Here is an 18,850-nt window from a genome sequence, read left to right as displayed (position 1 = left end):
AGAGGCTGAAAGCCTCTATTTTTTTCGTTTACTTAGCGTTTAAGTACAACTTAGCGATAGCTGATGGTTCCATTTCCTTACCGTCTAGCTGACTGTTCCAGTTGGTACCTATTAGCACACCATCTTCATCGAGAGTTAGTAGCCAATCTTCTACAAAGATATCAAGTGGGATGTGTAACACTTCAAAATCAGCCCACTCTTCAACGTTGTGTGTTTTTGCGTCTTCCTCAGACGACCAAAACGGCATAACTTCTGTGTTTTCGAACTCAGTAGAATCGCACGCTAACCAACCATCTTCATTACGCAGGCCCCAAACAAGCTGGTTTTGGGTGGTTTCCTCAATAAACAGGTTAAGGTTTTGTTCGATATCTGAAGTTAATTTACTCATCACTTTATACTCTTAATAAGAATTGCTACAAGGTTAGCATGAGATACCGAATATCTAAATGAAATAAAACAAAAAGAGCGCTAATACATAGCGCTCTTAGTTTAACTGAGTGAAGAGTGAACTATTTACCGATAGTAGTAAAGATAGTCCATTCTTTTTCTACTTCACCTTTATAACCAACAACGGAAGCAACCACTTTTCTGTTCATCGCATGTGCAAACTCGGTATCACCAAGCTCTTCTGGCTGGGTATCGCCATAGCCCACAATAGTTAGGCGTTCTGGGGCAATACCGTTGTTGATGATCGCTTCACGAACAACCTCAGCGCGATTCTTCGAAAGTACCAAGTTCTTCTCTGGGTTACCAACTACACTCGCATAGCCTTGAATTTCAATAGTGGTATCTGGGTATTCCTTTAAGAAGTCTGCCATTTGGCTGATTTGTGTTTGGAATACTGGTTTGATATATGTTGACGCGTTATCAAACAAAATTCTCAACGCCATCGTATTCGACACGTCGACATATTGTTCACAACCATCGTTATCTAACGCAGCGCCCTCCGGAGTTGCAATACACAAGTCACGGGCATTAATAACGCCATCACCATCATCGTCGATTAAATCGGCTTTTTGATCGGCAAGAGGAGTTGCGATGTAGTCGTATTTATCATTTTCAGGCGTTGTTGCTGATGCAAAAAGCGGCAGAGAAACAAGGCCACATAGTAGTAATTTGGTCTGTAGTTTCATATTAATACTCCACCTTCTCGTTCCACTCTTTTGGAGTGTCAACTCGTAATGCTGCAAGTAAATCGCCAGTAGCATTCATCACTCTATAGCGAGCAAATTGCTCAGCGTATTTAGCGTCTAAATATCCTTTACGAGCCTCGAACAGTTCGTTTTCGGTGTTAAGAACATCAAGAAGAGTACGTTTGCCTATCTTGTATTGTTTTTGGTAAGCAACAACAGTGTCAGAAGCAGAGTCTACGTGATCGGACAAAAATTCACGTTGTTGAATGGTGAACTCTAAACCTGTCCAAGAGAGTTTTAATCCTTCTTCAACCATGCGGTAGGTTCTGTCACGGAAGTCTTTGGCTTTATTGAGTTGGTACGCTGCAGCTTCAGTACGATCGGAGTCTGAGCCGCCATTATATAAGTTGTAACGCATTCGAAGCATAGCGCGAGTTTCATTATCGGTACCGATATTACCACCGGCATCGTCACGCCAGTTATGGCCCGCATCGATATAGAAGGTAGGGTAGTTAACCCCTTTAGTTTGTTGGTATTGAAAACGAGCAGAGTCTACATCCACCTGAGAGACTTTGATTACAGGGTGATGTTCCATGGCGATTTTTAGTGCGTCATCTACGGTTGGTGGAATAGCGACTTCATCAGCTCTAGGATATTTGAGGCCCAAAGGGGCTTGCCCTACTAGGCGTTTAAACTGCGTATGTGTATCGAAAAGGTTGTTCTGCGCGGCGAGTAAGTTACCATGAGCTTTTGCAATACGAGCTTCGACTTGTGAAAGGTCTGCGGTTGAACCAATACCTGAGTCAACACGCTTTTTAATGTCTTTATATATTTTCTTGTGTACTTCTAGATTAGCTTCAGAGAGAGCCAATATCTCGTAGGCTTTGGTCGCGTCGAGATAAATCTGAGCAACTTCAAGCGCAATGTCTGAGGCATCCGCAAGTAATTGGTATCTCACAGACTCTGCTTCCGCAGCAGTTCGATCCATATCGTTTAATGTCTCGTTACCATCCCAAATCAATTGAGTAAGACTAATACCAACTTCCTTTCGAGTTAAGTTCTCGTTTCGACTATTTAAAGAGTTTTCACGGTCATAATCCGTTCTTTCGTAGCCGATACCACCGTCCAAGTCGACTTTAGGTCGATACGCCCCCACAGAAGCTTCTGCGTCATATCGTTTACTAACGTATTCATTATATGCGGCTTTAATATCAGGGTTAGTAGCAAGTGTGTTTGCCACTGCTTGCTCTAATGTTTGACTGCTAACCGGAAGGCTAAGGGCTACAAAACAAGCGGCTGCTGTTAGAGTGAACCTGTTCAATGTTATTCTCCTTAATCCTTGGCTAGACGAATTGCTGATTTTTGGTTTTGAGCTTGCAAATTCATCACTTCTACTCACTACTATTTATTCGAGTTAAGTCATAAACTTAGGTAACACGCTATAGAATTACTATAGCGCACAACCTTGTTCTTTCAACCTAGCTCGATCACACCTTGAACCTAAAGAGGGGTAGGTACAGGCTAGATGTTGGCTTTGTTATACATTGCCACATACTATTGAAAATAGTAGAGAAATTCGTTAATTCAATTAAGGAATTGAAAAAATGTCTTATTTTTGAGACAGCTCAATCAAAAAAGCCATTCTTTTCGAAAAAAGAATGGCTTAGAAAATGATGTAGAGTCTTGACTCTAAAATGCTTTAGGTCTAGAGGACTTTACAAGCAAACCCTTTCAAGTAGAAGCCTTCCGGGTAAGCGGTATCTGTTGGGTGGTCTGCGGCTTGTTCAAATCGTTCTACAAACTTAACAGAACGGTTAGCATCTACAGCGGCGTCTGCGATTATTTTTTGGAATAATGCGCCGTCCATTAATCCTGAGCAAGAGTAAGTCAAAAGGGTACCACCGGGCTTCAAGATCTGCATTGCTAGCATATTGATATCCTTGTAGCCGCGACAAGCGCCATTGAGTTGAGCTTTCGATTCGGCAAACTTTGGCGGATCCATGATAACTACATCAAACTTGGTTCCTTGATCTCGGTATTCACGCAATAACTTGAAGACATCTGCATTGAGGAACACCGCTTTTTTCTTCTCAGTGAAACCATTCAACTCGGCATTGTGTTTCGCGGTATCAAGAGCCAGTTGAGAAACATCGGCGTTAATGACACGCTTGGCACCGCCTTTTAATGCATAAAGTCCAAATCCACCGGTATAACTGAAGCAGTTTAGTACTTCTTTATCTTTTACATACTTCTGTGCTTGATAACGGCTATCGCGCTGATCCAAGTAGAACCCCGTTTTGTGTCCGTTAATGATATCGACGCTAATTTTTACGCCATTTTCTTCAATGACGACTGGCTTTGATGGTTTTTCTCCATGCAATACACCAGTGCGTTCTTTTAATCCCTCTTTTTTACGAACCGATACATCAGAACGGTCGTAAATAGAGCATTCTGGGAAGCACTGCGTAAGTGCTTCTACAAGGGCATCCTTTTGGAATTCTGCTCCAGCACTGAGCAATTGGCAAACTAGGAAGTTTTCATAGCGGTCGATGGTAATACCCGGTAAACCATCAGACTCTGCAGCTATCAAGCGATATCCGGTCAAGCCATCTCGTTCAATAATGTCTTCCCTTAGTAACTGCGCTTGCTTGATACGGCTGACAAAAAAGCTAACGTCAATATCTTGCTTTTCAAAGCTCCATACACGTGCTCGAATCTGAGAGTTAGGGGAGTATGCAGCCTTAGCTAACCACTCGCCATTGCTAGCGAACACGTCGACTGTTTCGCCAAGTGACGGCTGGCCGTCAACATGAGAAATACCTCTAGAGAAAATCCAAGGATGTTTGCGTCGAAGTGATTTGTCGCGACCTTTAACAAGATGAATAGCTGGAGCCATGGGATGCCTTACGAAGTTGAAACAGAGAAAAGGTTGGCTATTTTGTGTGAAGATTCAAACAAATGCAAATAGAGTTCCGTTAACCTGATTTAGAAACTGTATAGATGAACTAAAATCAGCTTAGCACGCTGTTCATGCAGGAGAGAAGATATGACTCAAATTTGTCAGAAGGTTGTTGTGAAAGGCATGGTTCAAGGAGTAGGGTTTCGTTACCACACTTGTCATGAAGGGTTAAAATTGGGACTGACTGGGTATGCTAAAAACTTATATGATGGCTCGGTTGAGGTGGTTGCATGTGGTGATCAAACTAAAGTTGAAGCTTTGTGTGAATGGCTAATGCAAGGCCCAAGGACCGCAACGGTTGATTCGGTGACCAAAGAGCCTTGTGAACAAAGTATTGTTTACAGTGGTTTTAAAATTCTCTGAGTACTTATAAGCACTTTGCAGGCTTTGGTAAACCTGCAAGTTTTGTAGCTTGCTTTGCCGGGCCTTTTTTGAACAGCTTGAAAAGATATTTACTGTTTCCCTTTTCCGGACCATGTGCCTTTTCCATTGCTTTTACCAGCATTCGTACCGCTGGTGAGGTGTTAAACTCCACATAAAAGTCGCGAACAAACATTACAACCTCTAGATGTGCATCGGTCAGTTCAATACCTTCCTCTTGTGCTAGAGTTTCGATCATCGCAGGCTCCCAATCTTGATGATTGAGCAAATACCCTTCGGCGTCAGTTTCGATGGTTTTACCGTTAAATTCAAACATGTTTTTGATCTTGTAATTGAAACACGTGGCAAGGTTAGCTTAGTTACACGCTTTTTTTCAAGAGTGGTAGGGTGGTTTTAATCAGTATTTAGATACAAAAAAGCCCAAGAACGTGTCTTGGGCTTTCCTTAACATCCAGCGACTTGATTAGTCGTCGTTCATAATACCTAGGATAGATAGTAGGCTGATGAAGATGTTGTAGATAGAGACATACAAGCTTACAGTTGCAGAGATGTAGTTAGTCTCACCGCCGCGAACAATTTGCTGAGTTGTAAGCAAGATAACGCCTGTTGAGAACAGGATAAACATTCCGCTCATCGCTAGGTATAGCATTGGCATTTGTAGGAAGATGTTTGCAACCATACCTACCAACAGCACAACGAAACCAGCTAGAAGCATACCGTTAAGGAACGATAGGTCACGTTTGGTTGTTAGTGCGTAAGCCGACGCGCTTAAGAACGCTAGAGCAGTACCACCTAAAGCGGTCACAATAACATCGCCCATACCAGCGCCAACATAAGCGTTAAGGATAGGACCGATTGTGTAACCTAGGAAGCCAGTAAATAGGAACGTAAATACCAAGCCCATGCTGTTGTTGCGGTTCTTTTCAGTAAGGAAAAGCAAACCGTAGAAGCCAACCAGCATAATAATCAAACCTGGGCGAGGCAGGTTCATAGCCATAGAAAATGCTGCAACGACCGCAGACCAAAGTAGCGTCATAGATAGCAGCGCGTAAGTATTTCGCAATACTTTGTTAGTTTGCAGTACACTCGCTTGAGATGAACTGCGAGATACCATAGGATCGTTCATAATCTTCCTCATAGATGATTGTCTTTACTTATATGACTATTTATGGGGCTGTTTGTTCGAAAAATCAAGTCCACAAATACAAGTCATTGAACAAAATCATAATAAAAATAATTGGTTAAGTGTGTAGTAAGTTGTAACACGATATTTCTACGTTGCAAATGGCAAAACAATGTAAAAATGGCGACTTAAAAAAGTCGCCATTTCTCATCCAGAGCAATCAGTGATGAAGTATCTGACTTAGGAAGTTTTGCGTTCGATCTGATTGCGGATTTTCAAAGAAATCAACAGGATTGTTCTCTTCGATTATCTCCCCGGCATCCATAAATATCACTCGGTCGGCAACCTCTTTTGCAAAACCCATTTCGTGCGTTACACACAGCATGGTCATTCCTTCCTCTGCGAGTTCTACCATTACGTCCAGTACTTCTCTAACCATTTCTGGGTCGAGAGCTGACGTTGGCTCGTCGAACAACATAACCTGCGGGTTCATACACAATGAGCGAGCGATAGCTACGCGTTGCTGCTGTCCACCAGATAGCTGACCAGGATATTTGTCAGCTTGATCTGGGATTTTAACGCGCTCAAGATATTTCATCGCAATGGCTTCCGCTTCTTCTTTTGGCATCTTTTTGACCCAAATAGGAGCAAGCGTGCAGTTCTCCAGCACCGTGAGGTGAGGGAACAAGTTAAAGTGTTGGAAGCACATGCCCACTTCACGTCTCACCGCTTCGATGTTTTTCAGGTCTTCAGTCAATTCGTTACCAGAGACAAAAATGTGTCCTGCTTGATGCTCTTCTAATCGGTTAATACAACGAATCATCGTTGACTTACCTGAACCGGAAGGGCCACAAATTACGATTTTTTCACCCTTTTTAACGTCAAGGTTGATATTTTTCAGTACGTGAAACTCGCCGTACCACTTGTTCATGTCCTTTAATTGGATCATGTAATCTTCTTGTTGCGTCATAATACGTCCTCGAATTTCCGTTTATCGTTTGTGACCGGTATGCAGCTTGTTCTCTAGCCAAATCGAGTATCTCGACATGCCAAAACAGAACACCCAGAACACTAACGCGACAAATACATAACTTTCCGTAGCAAAACCAAGCCACTCGGGGTCGGTGTTTGCGGCTTGACCAATACCCAGTACATCAAACATACCAATGATGAGTACTAGACTGGTATCTTTAAATAAACCAATGAAGGTGTTTACGATTGAAGGAATGGTAATCTTAAGTGCCTGCGGTAGCACAATAAGCCCCATTTTTTTCCAATAAGTAAGACCTAACGCGTCTGCTGCTTCATATTGGCCTTTTGGAATAGCCTGTAGACCACCACGAATAACTTCCGCCATATAAGCCGCACTGAACATGACAACACCAATCAATGCTCTAATCAGCTTGTCAGTTTCTACACCTTCTGAGAAAAATAACGGCAGCATTACCGACGCCATAAACAGAACAGTGATAAGCGGAACGCCACGCCATACTTCGATATAAACAGTACAGATACTGCGAATAATCGGCATCTCTGAACGTCGACCTAATGCTAACGCTACACCAATAGGTAGAGAGACGATAATACCCACAAGAGCAATGATCAGTGTGACAAGTAGACCACCCCATTTGTGTGTTTCTACGACTTCAAGCCCAAACACACCACCGTATAAGAGGCCAGCGGCGATGAAAGGATAGATGTTGACGAAGAACAACCAAATCCATAAACGTTTAGGCGTTCGCTCATAAGCAAGCAAAGCAACGAAAATTGCCAGTGTTGCGTAGAACAGGCGAGGGCGCCATAACTCAGCTTGAGGGTAGAATCCATACATGAACTGTTCCCAGCGAACGCTGATAAACACCCAGCACGCGCCTTCTCTCGAACAAGCGTCGCGAGTGGTACCAACCCAATCTGCTTTGAGAATAGCCCAATCGAACACATACCAAAGTAGAGAGAGAGCAAAGTAGCCTAAAACAATCGTTAGTAGAGAGTTAACTGGGCCATTAAATAGATTCTTTCGTAACCAACCTACCACACCAACAGTATTGGCTGGCGGCGGAAGGTCCGGTTGAAATTGATGCTGTGACATATTACCTCTCCACCAATGCAACTTTCTTGTTGTACAAGTTCATCAATGCAGACGTCACCAAACTCAAGGTTAGGTAAACGGCCATAGTCATTGCGATGATTTCAATGGCTTGTCCAACTTGGTTTAACGTAGTACCAGCGAACACAGATACTAAATCTGGGTAACCTATCGCCATAGCTAAAGAAGAGTTCTTTGTCAGGTTAAGGTATTGACTGGTGAGTGGTGGAATGATGATCCTCATTGCCTGAGGAATAACGACCAGTTTTAATGTGCGAGATTTAGGTAATCCAAGAGACATTGCTGCCTCGGTTTGACCGTGGTTTACAGCATTAATGCCTGAGCGAACGATTTCAGCAATGAAGGAAGCGGTATAGATACTTAAAGCAAGAGTCAAAGCCGCAAGCTCAGGAATAATACTGATACCACCTTTAAAGTTGAAGCCTTTAAGAACGGGGTACTCTGCCGTGATAGGCATGCCCATAACAAAAAATACAACAACAGGAAGGACAACGATTAAACCCAAACCAATGCGAAACATTGGTGTTTGTTGACCAGTAAGCTTTTGTTTGTTCTTAGCCCAAATATTAATAATGATGGTCGCAATAATACCGAGTATAAAAGCGCCGATCACCACGCTACTGCCTTCTCCAAACACTGGAGCAGGGAAGTAAAGGCCACGAACATTTAAGAAAATAGCTTCACCTAGGCTCATACTTTGACGAGCGGAAGGTAAGGCTTGAAGGACCGCAAAGTACCAGAAGAAGATCTGTAACAATAAAGGAATGTTTCGGAAAATCTCGATATACACTGCAGCAAATCGACTAACTAGCCAGTTAGAAGAAAGTCGAGCAATACCGATGACAAATCCGAGAACAGTAGCTAACACAATGCCTAGCACAGAGACTAGCGCCGTGTTTAAAAGCCCCACAAAAAAGGTTCGGCCATAAGAAAAGGTTTCGTCATACTCGATAAGAGTAAGACCAATTCCAAAGCCTGCTTCTTGGTTTAAGAAATCAAAACCCGTTGCGATACCTCGAGCAGCTAGATTGTTTAACGCATTGTTAACGATCGTATAGAAAAAGAGTCCTAAAGCGAGAACGGCGATAACTTGGAAAACAATAGAGCGGAAGGTGGGGTTGTATAGTAGATTTGCGCTTTTCGCAGGTTTGTTCTGCGGTGCGACTTGAGTCGTAGTAGGTTTCATACAGCTATAACCTCAAATCCTTTTAAAAAAAGGGCGGATGAACCGCCCTTATTTGAGCACTTAATAGTTATTAGCGGATTGGTGGCGCGTACATGAAGCCGCCAGCATTCCATAGTGCGTTTACGCCACGTGAGATTTGAAGTGGTGAACCTTCACCAACTGTACGCTCAAAACTCTCGCCGTAGTTACCTACTTGTTTAATGATTTGGTAGCCCCAATCATCACGGATACCTAGGCCTTTACCTTTAGGACCATCAACACCAAGAATGCGCTTGATGTTTGGATCTTTAGACTTCAGCATTTCATCTGCGTTCTTTGACGTGATGCCATATTCTTCAGCGTTCACCATTGCTGCTAGTGTCCACTTAGCGATGTTGAACCATTGGTCGTCGCCTTGACGTACTACTGGGCCAAGAGGCTCTTTAGAAATGATTTCTGGAAGAACGACCGCTGAACTTGGATCTTGAAGGTTTAGACGAAGTGCATACAGACCTGATTGGTCAGTTGTTAACACATCACAACGACCTGAGTCGAAACCTTTTGACGTTTGAGCTGCAGTATCGAATACTACTGGCTTGTATTCCATACCATTGTTACGGAAGTAATCAGCTAGGTTCAGCTCAGTAGTGGTACCTGATTGAACACAAACAGACGCGCCGTCAAGTTCTTTAGCGCTAGAAAGACCTAGATCTTTCTTAACCATAAAGCCTTGACCATCGTAGTAGTTAACACCAACGAAGTTTAGACCTAGTGCAGAGTCACGGTGTAGAGTCCATGTAGTGTTACGTGATAGTACATCAATCTCACCAGATTGAAGTGCAGTAAAACGTTCTTTCGCAGTCAATGGAACGTATTTAACTTTGGATTTGTCACCCAATACCGCAGCAGCAAGAGCTTGGCAGTATTCTACGTCAATACCTTCCCACTCACCTTTTGAGTTAGGGTTAGAGAAGCCTGGAAGACCAGTACTAACGCCACAGGTTAAAACGCCAGCTTTAGTGACTTTGTCGAGAGTGCCGTCAGCAGCAGATGCTGATGTACTCATCATTGCAGCAGATGCCGCTACTAAAGAAGCAATAAGAGTGAGTTTCTTTGCCATTGTGTATCCTTCCTGTTATTTCCGTGTAAATCAGGTCCAGCCTGAATACAATGTGCTAGTTATTGTTGTGTTGCATCATAAGTCGTTAAAATTGAACTGATTTGGTGCAATTTGTAACGACCGTTTAAAGCGTAGATAATGATTTGTGATTTCTCAAATTATTAATTTAAATAGTGTTTTGAGTTGCCACATACGTCTAAACAGTAGTTAGAATGACGAAATGTGATGATTTTGTAAATAGTGCAGCTTGGCACCAAAAGGGTGCTTCAGAGAGTGGTATGTTATATTTGTGTTAAATTAACATAATCAGTCGTTTTATTGATTTTGGTTCAAATTTTTGACTAATAAACATTAAAAATTCAGTGAAAAATTGTTTTGTGACCAATGTCTCGGTGACAAATATGCACCGTAATGGTGAATATGAATGAATAGTTATTTCGTTTAGAAAAGGAAATTTATGCGTTACTTTCCACTGTTTATGGATTTACTAGATCGACCAGTTTTGGTCGTAGGGGGCGGAGAGGTCGCGTGCCGAAAAGTGGATACTTTAACGAGAGCAGGGGCTCGCGTAACGATAGTATCACCTCAACTAGAGCCTTACCTTGATGATTTAGTCGAGCAAGGTAAATGTTTATGGGTAAAGCGTTTCTACGAAGCTGAGTTAATGCATCAGGACTTTGTGCAAGTTTGGGCGACAACTGATAACCCAGAACTTAACCATCAGGTGCATAAAGATGCTAAAAAAATGGGTATTTTGGTAAATGTCGTTGATGATACCCCGTATTGCGACTTCATTACTCCATCGATAATCAATCGCGGCCGCGTTCAAATTGCCATATCAAGTGGTGGTGCCTCGCCAGTTTTAATTAGAGGTATTCGAGAAAAGCTTGAGTCCATACTTCCCATGAATACGGCTCAGCTGGCGGATTTTGCCGCAAGCAAACGTGGTGATATTAAACAGCATTTCGCTACCGTTGATGAGCGACGCAAGTTCTGGGAGTTGTTTTTCAACGAACCTAGGGTAGTGGAATGTAAGAATAATCATGAACTTGAGCTCGCCTATCAACAGCTCATAAACAGTGACGCAGAGTTTTCCAATGCCTGTACGTGGATCAAGTTTGGTGTTGACCCTGAACTCCTGCCTATTAAAGCACTAAGGATTATGCAAGAGGCTGAAGTGGTGTTCTTTGACAAGAGTTGTCCATTCGGATTTGTTGATTTAGTTCGACGGGACGCAGAGCGCATCGAGTTTCAAGATATCGCACAAGTCTCTCAAGACATTCAGAAACGCAAAGCAAACAAAGAACGTATAGTAGTGTTTGTAGACCCGCAATCTTCATCACATAGGCTTCTAAAAGAGGGCGATGAGGAAATTGGCTTGGCGCAGATAAAATAAAAGGGCGTTAACGCCCTTTTAATCAAAACGACTAACTCGAGTTAGTCGCGGAAGTTATTAAACTGGAATGGTTGACCTAGTTCGCCAGTCTTAACTAACTGCATAGTTGCTTGCAGGTCATCGCGTTTCTTACCTGTTACGCGGACTTTGTCACCTTGAATCGCGACTTGAACTTTAATTTTCGAGTCTTTTACAAGTTTCACGATTTTCTTTGCAACGTTGGTTTCGATTCCTTGCTTGAACAATACGGTTTGGTGCCATTGTTTACCTGATTGTTCAGCCGTTTGCGATTCCATCGCGTTTACATCAACGCCGCGCTTAGTCAAGTTACCACGCAAAATATCGCGCATTTGCTTAAGCTGGAAATCGCCTTCACATGAAAGTTTTACGGATTCATCGTTTTGAGAGAACGATGCTTCGACGTTCCTAAAATCAAAACGCGTCGCCAGTTCACGGTTTGCATTGTCTACAGCATTACGCAGTTCTACTGTGTCGATTTCTGAAACAATATCAAATGACGGCATGTTAACCTTCCTTCTCGTTACGTTGTTTTACAGCATCAGCAAGAATGTCTAGCATTTGAACGGTATCATTCCAACTAAGGCAAGGATCTGTGATTGATTGTCCATAAGTAAGGTTATGGAGATCTTCCATGCTCTGGTTACCTTCTTCTATGAAGCTCTCAGCCATGATGCCTGAAATCTTATTGGAACCAGAGATAATTTGACCAGCGATGTCTTTCGCAACGTCGAGTTGCTTACGATGTTGTTTTTGGCAGTTTGCATGACTGAAGTCAACAACTAGGCGAGCTGGTAAGTCAAATGACGCTAACTGTTCGCATGCTTTCTCTATTGACGCTTGATCGAAGTTTGGTCCTGTGTCTCCACCACGTAGAATCACGTGGCCATATGGGTTACCACTGGTGCGGTATACTGTCATACGGCCATGTTTATCTGGTGAGTAGAAATAGTGCTGTGCTCTCGCGGCGCGAATCGCATCAATTGCAATTTTGATGCTGCCGTTGGTACCGTTTTTGAAACCAACAGGGCAAGATAAAGCTGAGGCCATTTCTCGGTGAATTTGCGACTCAGTAGTACGTGCGCCAATTGCGCCCCAAGTGATAAGGTCGGCGATGTATTGGCCCGTAATCATATCTAAAAACTCAGTTGCTGTAGCCAAACCAAGTTTGTTGATGTCTAGAAGCAAACCACGAGCTTTGTTCAAGCCAGTCTCAAGAGCATAAGAACCATCAAGATTGGGATCAGTAATTAAGCCTTTCCAGCCAACAACAGTGCGTGGTTTTTCAAAGTAAGTACGCATGACGATAAATAGGTCGTCTTTATACTTGTCTTGAATTGCACTTAAACGCTTAGCGTAGTCTAGTGCAGCTTCAGTATCGTGGACTGAACAAGGTCCTACGATGCAAAGAAGACGATTGTCTTCTCCGCTTAAAATACTTTCAATTTGACGGCGAGAATTAGCAATGCGCTCTGCAACGTCATCCGTGATTGGGTGATTCGTACTCAATTCTGACGGAGTCGGCATTGGACCTAATGCCTGTGTTCTTAGTTCATCTGTCTTTAATGGCATGGTGCAGCCTGCAAATTTATTACGAAGCGATAAAGATAAACGAAATGACAGTTAGAATAAACCTCTAATCCGGAGATAACCGTATCATTTGCATTGATTCGCCCTTCATAAAACACACATTGGTTAAATTAGAATCAAAGTTTGGCTTTATCCTCGTGCTACAAAAATAGTGGTCACATTTAATTAAAAGGAATCCCTTGTATTCATTGGCGGGAGTCGGTATTTTTCCTTTAAAGCAAATAACAACAGCACGGAGCAGCAATGGGGTACGACACTATCCAAACTGGCCAAGAAGAAGCCGAATCAACAACCAACCTGAACCTTGGAAATGTACTACCTAGTTTTGGCGAGCAGCAGCAACCTGCTACCCATCTTTATGTATCTATTTCTGAGCTCATTATGGAAAAGATATTCTTTCACCCCAACTATGCCTCAATGGTTGACTCTCTCGATACCGTAGAGCTCGAGGCAATAAATGCTATCTTAGGTGAGCAAAGTGCTTCAGAGTTTTTTGTTGAGACGTTAGTGAATGCAATTAAAGCGGCGAATATTGCTTCTTACGACACCGTACGTCTTGAACTCAATGATGCAAATAGCTACGAGATGAGTGCTCTACTAGGTGGAGGCGCGGAACCTGATGAGGTGAACCCTTGTCTGGGACTTCGTGGTGTCTCTCGATTTGCTTCTGACGCTTATAAAGCGTGCTTTGCGCTTGAATGCGAAGTGATAAAGCGTTTGAGAGCTGACGGTATTAATGTCGAAATCGTTGTGCCTTGCGTACGTGCCTTGAGTGATGCCGCTAAAATCATTGATCGACTCGCTGAGCAGGGTTTGCCACGAGGCCTTAATGGTCTAAACGTATTGTTTGCTTGTGACACTCCTTCCGCAGTGCTGCTGTCTGAGCGTTTGCTTCAGTATTTCGATGGATTGGTAATTAAAGTTGAGAGCTTGACTCAATTGACTTTAGGTGTCGACATCAATCAAGAAGAACTAGTTCATCTATACGACCCTCAAAACGAAGCGGTACTAAAGCTAATTAAAGAAGCGGTTGCCGCCTCAAAAGAAGCGCGAAAACCGGCTCTACTGACAATTGGATCACTCGACGATTATCCAGCCCTTAAAGACTTCATTTCTGAACTGGGTAGAATCGACGTATATTCCACTGCAGCTTAATTACGGCGGCGCTACAGTGAAAGCTCCTGTCTTCTTACGAAGTTAGGAGCTTTTTATTAACAAAATTTTGACATCTTCGTAGCTTTCTAGTTTACTGGTCAGACAAGTATGAATGAGGGAAGTCGTATGTTATCGCCGTTACAAAAGGCTAATTTTTACCTTAACGCGTTTGGGTTTATGAAGGTGCCGTTAATTTGGTTATGCCGTCCAAAATTACTGGAACTGAACGAAGAAAAGGTCGTAATTAATATTCCATTAAGGCGACGTACGAAGAACCACTTAAACAGTATGTATTTTGGCGTGCTTGCGGTTGGTGCTGATGTTGCCGGCGGATTTATGGCGATGAACAAAGCGCAAAAACGCGGTAATAAAGTGTCGTTGGCATTCAAAGAGGTCGAAGGCAAATTTCTAAAACGGCCAGAAGCTGATGTTCAATTTGTTTGCTCTGACGGAAGGCTTATTGATGAAATGTTGGACGAGACGATAAGAACGGGAGAGCGTGTGAACAGACCGGTAAAGATTACCGCCATCTGTCCATCACTACATGGTGACGAACCAATGGCGGAGTTTTCTTTGGTCTTGTCATTAAAAGCTAAGGCAGCGTAACCTAGCAAACCAAACTGTGTACTCAAACTTTTAGTACTACAGTGGGATTTGTTCTATATCGACAATTTTCGAACGGCTGAGCACAATTTTCCAACGATAGTAAATGGGTTCGTTACCATGGTTGTGCTCCTTCACAATCAGATTGAGCAAGTGACGTTTTTCTAACGATTCTTTCACTACTTGACCGTCTTGAAGCTTATAAAAGCGGTTGTTGGATTTATCCATCAATCGCGTCAGCGCTCGGAAGTTAATATTAATGACTTCACGAGTCTGATCATAACCACTGGTAAATTTAGAGGTCGCCATGTCGGTTAGTGAGCGATAGTGCAAGATTTCTTCTTCTCTTTGAACCACACGCTTCTTGCGAATAGACTTAATTCTATCTGGCATTTTTTCGAACGTTGTGTAGTCCAACCACTCAATTTTCCTGCCCACATCTTTCTTTGTAGTTGCATCGATATAACGTCTGCGCCACTTAGGTTTTCCTCTTTGTATCCAGCGCCACATAATATCGCGTAGGTCATCTTTAAATACTTCACGCAATGCGTAGATAACAGATAGTACAAGAATAAATGAAGCGGTAATCTCGCCCAGATAATCGCGTGCCAATATGACCGCGGACGTTACGAATAACATCACCAGTCCAGTCGCAGTACCTTTGATAACTCGTTTAGTATTACTGCCGACGGACGTTGACTTTTCTTGCAGTACTACAGGGTGTTCAATCAAGCGGCGCAATAATCTCATCTTGTTGCTAAGACGAGTAGGGTCTTTACGAACTTTTTCAGAGTTGTAGTTGTTAAGATTTCGATGTGCCTGTTCTTTTTCGACAATGGTAATAAGCCGATCTTTTAAAGGGGTATATGCCTTACCGTTAGGGATATAGACGACGAGTTCGAGAAACTTCTGCCCGGTATACCAAGATAAATAGTTATCAATGTTGGCATAGTGACGTTTAAGGCTTTCTTCATAAGGAATCGAACGGCGCATCTTCTTAAGAATATCGAGAGCGAGTTCAATGACTTCATCTATTTCATCTGCGGTGACATCTTCCTTCGCCGTTTCTTTTAAGGTTGCAACTGCTTTATCGAGGGCAATAACATATTGGTAGGCGAATAGACTCAAACTGACGCGGTATTGAGTATTAGAAAGGCGTCCTCGCTTTGCTAATCGCGAGTGAACGAGTGGCAGAAGTGTTTCATTACTGTAGTAAGCTCGCTTTTGCGAAATTGAATCGTAGTAGAAATCTGTTTCGGATACTAGATGTGACTTCATCCCTAGTTCGTTTGGGACGAATAAGTAAACATCTAAATCTAATCTTTTTGAATTTGCCATCACGTGTGCAATTTTGAGTGTAATGGCGTCTTGCTTGTCGACGGTGATCAAACAACTTCTCCGTGTACTTTGATAACGTTAAGCATATCAGAACCAAGGTAAACTAGCATCTTAAAGCGAGTCAGGTATAATCGCGCCAATTACCCCAATAGAGATAAACACAATGATTAACGTAGGTCGTATCAACCAGCTAGAAGTAACAAAAGAAGCGGATTTTGGTTGGTTTTTAGACGGAAAAGATTACGGTTCAATTTTATTAACCAAGAAGCACGCTCCTGAGGGTGTAGCGGTTGGTGATGTTGTTGATGTTTTTCTCTATTTTGATGCGGACAACCAAATTGCTGCAACCACAGAAAAACCAGTTGCACAAGTTGGCGAGTGGGGCCTGATGAAAGTTGAAGGCGTAAATAGCATCGGCGCATTTGCCAGTTGGGGAATTAAAGAGAAAGACTTACTTATTCCTTTTAGCGAACAGCGTGGTCGCCTGTCAGCAGGACAAACGATCCTGGTTTACGTGTACACCGACAAAGCATCCGGCCGTATCGTTGGTACCACGAAATTCAACAAGATTTTAGACAATACACCTGCACAATATACAAAGAACCAGCAAGTTGATTTGCTCATCGCTGAACGCAGTGACTTGGGCTACAAAGCGATCATTAATGGTGAACACTGGGGAATGATTTTCCCTTCGGATGTATTTGGTAAGTTGTTTATCGGTAAGCAGTTGAAGGGCTTTATCAAACAAGTTCGTTCTGATGGTAAGATAGACTTGACGCTTCAAAAAGTGGGCGTTGCAAAAATGGATGATTTAAGTGAAAAAATCCTAAGTCTACTAGAGAAGAAAGGTGGCTTCTTACCATTGAGCGACAAATCTACGCCTGAAGCGATTTTTGCCACCTTCAAAACCAGTAAAGGTACATATAAGAAGAGTATCGGTGGTCTATATAAGCAAGGTAAGATCAGTATTGATAAAGATGGTATTCGTCTGATTCAAGACTAATCAAAACTAACGATAAAACTTCAGACCAAAAAGAGGCCCAAAACTGATCCTGATTTGGGCCTAGGGGAATGGCTCATGGAGAGCCTACGCTAACTGTTTTAAACAAACCTGCATTCAATAATGCGTCGCTATGCTTCTTTATGTCAGTGCTTAGAATCTTTACTTTAAACGGCTATTGCGTTTAATTGCCTATGTGTTGATAACCTTTAAAGTGTAGTACAGAACAGGAAAAAAGCGATGTGACAAGCGGTTTTAGCTAGCTAAAACCGCTATGTATTTGGCTTAAAACAGGTTTTTGTCGCGCACCAACTCTCTTGGAAGGCCATTCTTTACTCTATTTCCAACCCATTTACCCAAACCAATAATAAAACCGTTATAACTAACGAACACTTCGCCTTTGCCAGATAAGCCCTCAGGCCTTACGTCTCGACCCATAAACCACTCTCTTGCGTCCTCTTTAGATAGGGGAACAGCGGCTGTTTCAGTATTAGTCAGAGCAGTAGCGACTTGATGTTGCCAGCGATAACCTTTTTTATGTTGTTCTGCGATTTTGATACCCATGCGCGAGAAACGAAACTCTCCCAACATTGGTTCTAGCGCTTCTGGGAATAACCAAATGTCATTGTCACGCTTCCATAACGTGCTGTGTTGTGGAAGAGAAATTCCCATAGTTTGCTGTAGTTGAGTGACAACGTCACTTGATTCTTTTCGAGTTAATGGTTGAAAAGGAAACTTACCTAGTCGCTTCTTTACTGTTGGTGCAGGGTAAGCAGCTGTTTTCTTAAACTTGGCAATAAAGAAGCCTTCACTGTCGTAAGTTTGCGGGAAAACGTGCAGAAACCCTTCTTGTGTTGTCGCTTTCTCTGCATCAGGGAACAGCTGTTGCAATGACGTGATTTCAACAGCATTTCCAAAAGTTTGTGTGAGATGAAGAGCAACCTGTTGGTTTTCTTCTGGACTTAAAGCACAAGTAGAATAGACCAAGGACCCACCTACTTTTAGGGCGTGAAATGCACTTTCAATAAGGTCTTTCTGGGTTTGTGCAATATCTTTGGTAGACGCTAGGCTCCAGTTTTTCATCGCATCGGCATCTTTACGAACGGTTCCTTCCCCTGAGCATGGTGCATCTAAGAGAATGGCATCAAACTGTTCGGGCAACCATCCGCCAAACACGCGAGCATCGTAGTTACTCATTGCAACATTACTGACTCCGCAGCGTTCGATATTGGCGTGCAATACTTTAACGCGGCTAGAGGCAAACTCATTCGCTACCAAAACTCCTTCGTTATTCATTAATGCGGCAATCTGAGTCGTTTTTGAGCCGGGAGCGGCGGCCATGTCCAAGACGGCTTCAAATTTGTCATCACCACAAAATAAAGCGCTAGGCGGAAGCATAGAACTGGCTTCTTGAATATAGAATAATCCTGCCATATGCTCTGCGGTGTTGCCAAGGGGTACGGTGCTTTCGTCTGCATCAATCCAAAATCCCTCTTCACACCAAGGGATGGTCGTTAATTCCCACCCATTTGCCAGTGCTTTGTTTAAAAAGTCATCAATTGAAATCTTAAGGGTATTAACGCGAATACTCTTTCTTAAGGGTCTTTGACAAGCGGCGATGAAGTCTTCCATGTTGAGAGTGCTAGGGAGGAACGTTTCAACATGTCTTAAGAAGTCTTCTGGGAGGTAAACATTGGCGTGCAAAATGATGCCTTTCGATAGCTGTGTTTATTTAGCAGCGAATTATATACCCAGCGGTAAT

General features: G+C 42.8%; 19 protein-coding genes. 5 read left to right on the top strand and 14 right to left on the bottom strand.

Annotation, left to right across the window (positions count from 1 at the left end):
* Nucleotides 1-28: 28 nt before the first annotated feature.
* From HOP38_RS08410 to HOP38_RS08395, 4 genes are all read right to left on the bottom strand, one after another.
* On the bottom strand, nucleotides 29-388 hold the full coding sequence (locus HOP38_RS08410; RefSeq protein ID WP_006074158.1) for a DUF2750 domain-containing protein: 360 nt from the start codon (nucleotides 386-388) through the stop codon (nucleotides 29-31).
* Between the two features lie 121 nt (nucleotides 389-509).
* Nucleotides 510-1,133: an OmpA family protein gene (locus HOP38_RS08405; RefSeq protein WP_006074157.1), complete on the bottom strand. Its 624-nt coding sequence runs from the start codon at nucleotides 1,131-1,133 to the stop codon at nucleotides 510-512.
* Between the two features lies 1 nt (nucleotide 1,134).
* Complete coding sequence (locus HOP38_RS08400; RefSeq protein WP_006074156.1) at nucleotides 1,135-2,454, bottom strand: TolC family outer membrane protein; 1,320 nt, start codon at nucleotides 2,452-2,454, stop codon at nucleotides 1,135-1,137.
* A 384-nt stretch (nucleotides 2,455-2,838) separates the two neighbouring features.
* Entirely contained in the window at nucleotides 2,839-4,029 is a 1,191-nt protein-coding gene (locus tag HOP38_RS08395; protein WP_198557847.1) for a class I SAM-dependent methyltransferase, read from the bottom strand.
* Nucleotides 4,030-4,179: 150 nt separating this feature from the next.
* On the opposite strand from HOP38_RS08395, the gene yccX reads away from it, so the two are divergent.
* A complete protein-coding gene (yccX, locus tag HOP38_RS08390; protein WP_006074153.1) occupies nucleotides 4,180-4,455 on the top strand; it encodes an acylphosphatase in 276 nt (91 codons plus the stop codon).
* 4 nt (nucleotides 4,456-4,459) lie between these two features.
* Here yccX and HOP38_RS08385 read toward each other — a convergent pair whose 3' ends face one another.
* The 6 genes from HOP38_RS08385 to HOP38_RS08360 all read right to left on the bottom strand — a co-directional run bounded on the left by HOP38_RS08385 (nucleotide 4,460) and on the right by HOP38_RS08360 (nucleotide 9,988).
* Complete coding sequence (locus tag HOP38_RS08385; protein WP_124939737.1) at nucleotides 4,460-4,789, bottom strand: TusE/DsrC/DsvC family sulfur relay protein; 330 nt, start codon at nucleotides 4,787-4,789, stop codon at nucleotides 4,460-4,462.
* Between the two features lie 147 nt (nucleotides 4,790-4,936).
* Nucleotides 4,937-5,599 carry a Bax inhibitor-1 family protein gene (locus tag HOP38_RS08380; RefSeq protein ID WP_038230452.1) on the bottom strand — a complete coding sequence of 221 codons (663 nt, stop codon included), beginning with the start codon at nucleotides 5,597-5,599 and terminating at the stop codon, nucleotides 4,937-4,939.
* A gap of 217 nt (nucleotides 5,600-5,816) precedes the next feature.
* Nucleotides 5,817-6,566, bottom strand: a complete 750-nt coding sequence (locus HOP38_RS08375; protein ID WP_031496112.1) for an amino acid ABC transporter ATP-binding protein — start codon at nucleotides 6,564-6,566, stop codon at nucleotides 5,817-5,819.
* Nucleotides 6,567-6,587: 21 nt separating this feature from the next.
* Nucleotides 6,588-7,685, bottom strand: coding sequence for an amino acid ABC transporter permease (locus tag HOP38_RS08370; protein WP_198557846.1), 1,098 nt, complete (start codon nucleotides 7,683-7,685; stop codon nucleotides 6,588-6,590).
* Between the two features lies 1 nt (nucleotide 7,686).
* Complete coding sequence (locus HOP38_RS08365; protein ID WP_006074561.1) at nucleotides 7,687-8,889, bottom strand: amino acid ABC transporter permease; 1,203 nt, start codon at nucleotides 8,887-8,889, stop codon at nucleotides 7,687-7,689.
* 70 nt (nucleotides 8,890-8,959) lie between these two features.
* Complete coding sequence (locus tag HOP38_RS08360) at nucleotides 8,960-9,988, bottom strand: amino acid ABC transporter substrate-binding protein (RefSeq protein ID WP_006074559.1); 1,029 nt, start codon at nucleotides 9,986-9,988, stop codon at nucleotides 8,960-8,962.
* Between the two features lie 457 nt (nucleotides 9,989-10,445).
* Between HOP38_RS08360 and HOP38_RS08355 the strand changes: the two genes are divergently transcribed.
* Nucleotides 10,446-11,384 carry a siroheme synthase gene (locus tag HOP38_RS08355; RefSeq protein WP_006074556.1) on the top strand — a complete coding sequence of 313 codons (939 nt, stop codon included), beginning with the start codon at nucleotides 10,446-10,448 and terminating at the stop codon, nucleotides 11,382-11,384.
* Between the two features lie 41 nt (nucleotides 11,385-11,425).
* On the opposite strand, the gene HOP38_RS08350 is transcribed toward HOP38_RS08355, so the two are convergent.
* The gene (locus HOP38_RS08350) at nucleotides 11,426-11,908 is read right to left on the bottom strand and encodes a YajQ family cyclic di-GMP-binding protein (protein WP_006074555.1); all 483 of its coding nucleotides are present in this window, start codon (nucleotides 11,906-11,908) and stop codon (nucleotides 11,426-11,428) included.
* Nucleotide 11,909: 1 nt separating this feature from the next.
* Complete coding sequence (locus HOP38_RS08345) at nucleotides 11,910-12,974, bottom strand: 3-deoxy-7-phosphoheptulonate synthase (protein ID WP_171389084.1); 1,065 nt, start codon at nucleotides 12,972-12,974, stop codon at nucleotides 11,910-11,912.
* Nucleotides 12,975-13,235: 261 nt separating this feature from the next.
* Here HOP38_RS08345 and HOP38_RS08340 point away from each other — a divergent pair, with 261 nt between their 5' ends.
* Together HOP38_RS08340 and HOP38_RS08335 are read left to right on the top strand one after the other, a co-directional pair.
* The gene (locus tag HOP38_RS08340; protein ID WP_198557845.1) at nucleotides 13,236-14,147 is read left to right on the top strand and encodes a putative PEP-binding protein; all 912 of its coding nucleotides are present in this window, start codon (nucleotides 13,236-13,238) and stop codon (nucleotides 14,145-14,147) included.
* A 126-nt stretch (nucleotides 14,148-14,273) separates the two neighbouring features.
* Entirely contained in the window at nucleotides 14,274-14,753 is a 480-nt protein-coding gene (locus HOP38_RS08335) for a PaaI family thioesterase (protein ID WP_006074551.1), read from the top strand.
* Nucleotides 14,754-14,789: 36 nt separating this feature from the next.
* On the opposite strand, the gene HOP38_RS08330 is transcribed toward HOP38_RS08335, so the two are convergent.
* Entirely contained in the window at nucleotides 14,790-16,139 is a 1,350-nt protein-coding gene (locus HOP38_RS08330) for a hypothetical protein (protein WP_006074549.1), read from the bottom strand.
* Nucleotides 16,140-16,251: 112 nt separating this feature from the next.
* Here HOP38_RS08330 and HOP38_RS08325 point away from each other — a divergent pair, with 112 nt between their 5' ends.
* Entirely contained in the window at nucleotides 16,252-17,091 is an 840-nt protein-coding gene (locus HOP38_RS08325) for a CvfB family protein (RefSeq protein WP_006074547.1), read from the top strand.
* 282 nt (nucleotides 17,092-17,373) lie between these two features.
* Here HOP38_RS08325 and rsmF read toward each other — a convergent pair whose 3' ends face one another.
* Entirely contained in the window at nucleotides 17,374-18,792 is a 1,419-nt protein-coding gene (rsmF, locus tag HOP38_RS08320; protein ID WP_198557844.1) for a 16S rRNA (cytosine(1407)-C(5))-methyltransferase RsmF, read from the bottom strand.
* Nucleotides 18,793-18,850: the final 58 nt, after the last annotated feature.

This window comes from Vibrio mediterranei (assembly GCF_013364395.1).
Lineage (GTDB): Bacteria > Pseudomonadota > Gammaproteobacteria > Enterobacterales > Vibrionaceae > Vibrio > Vibrio mediterranei.
Note: the sequence above shows the minus strand (reverse complement) of the source record. Positions and strands in the feature narration are given on the sequence as shown.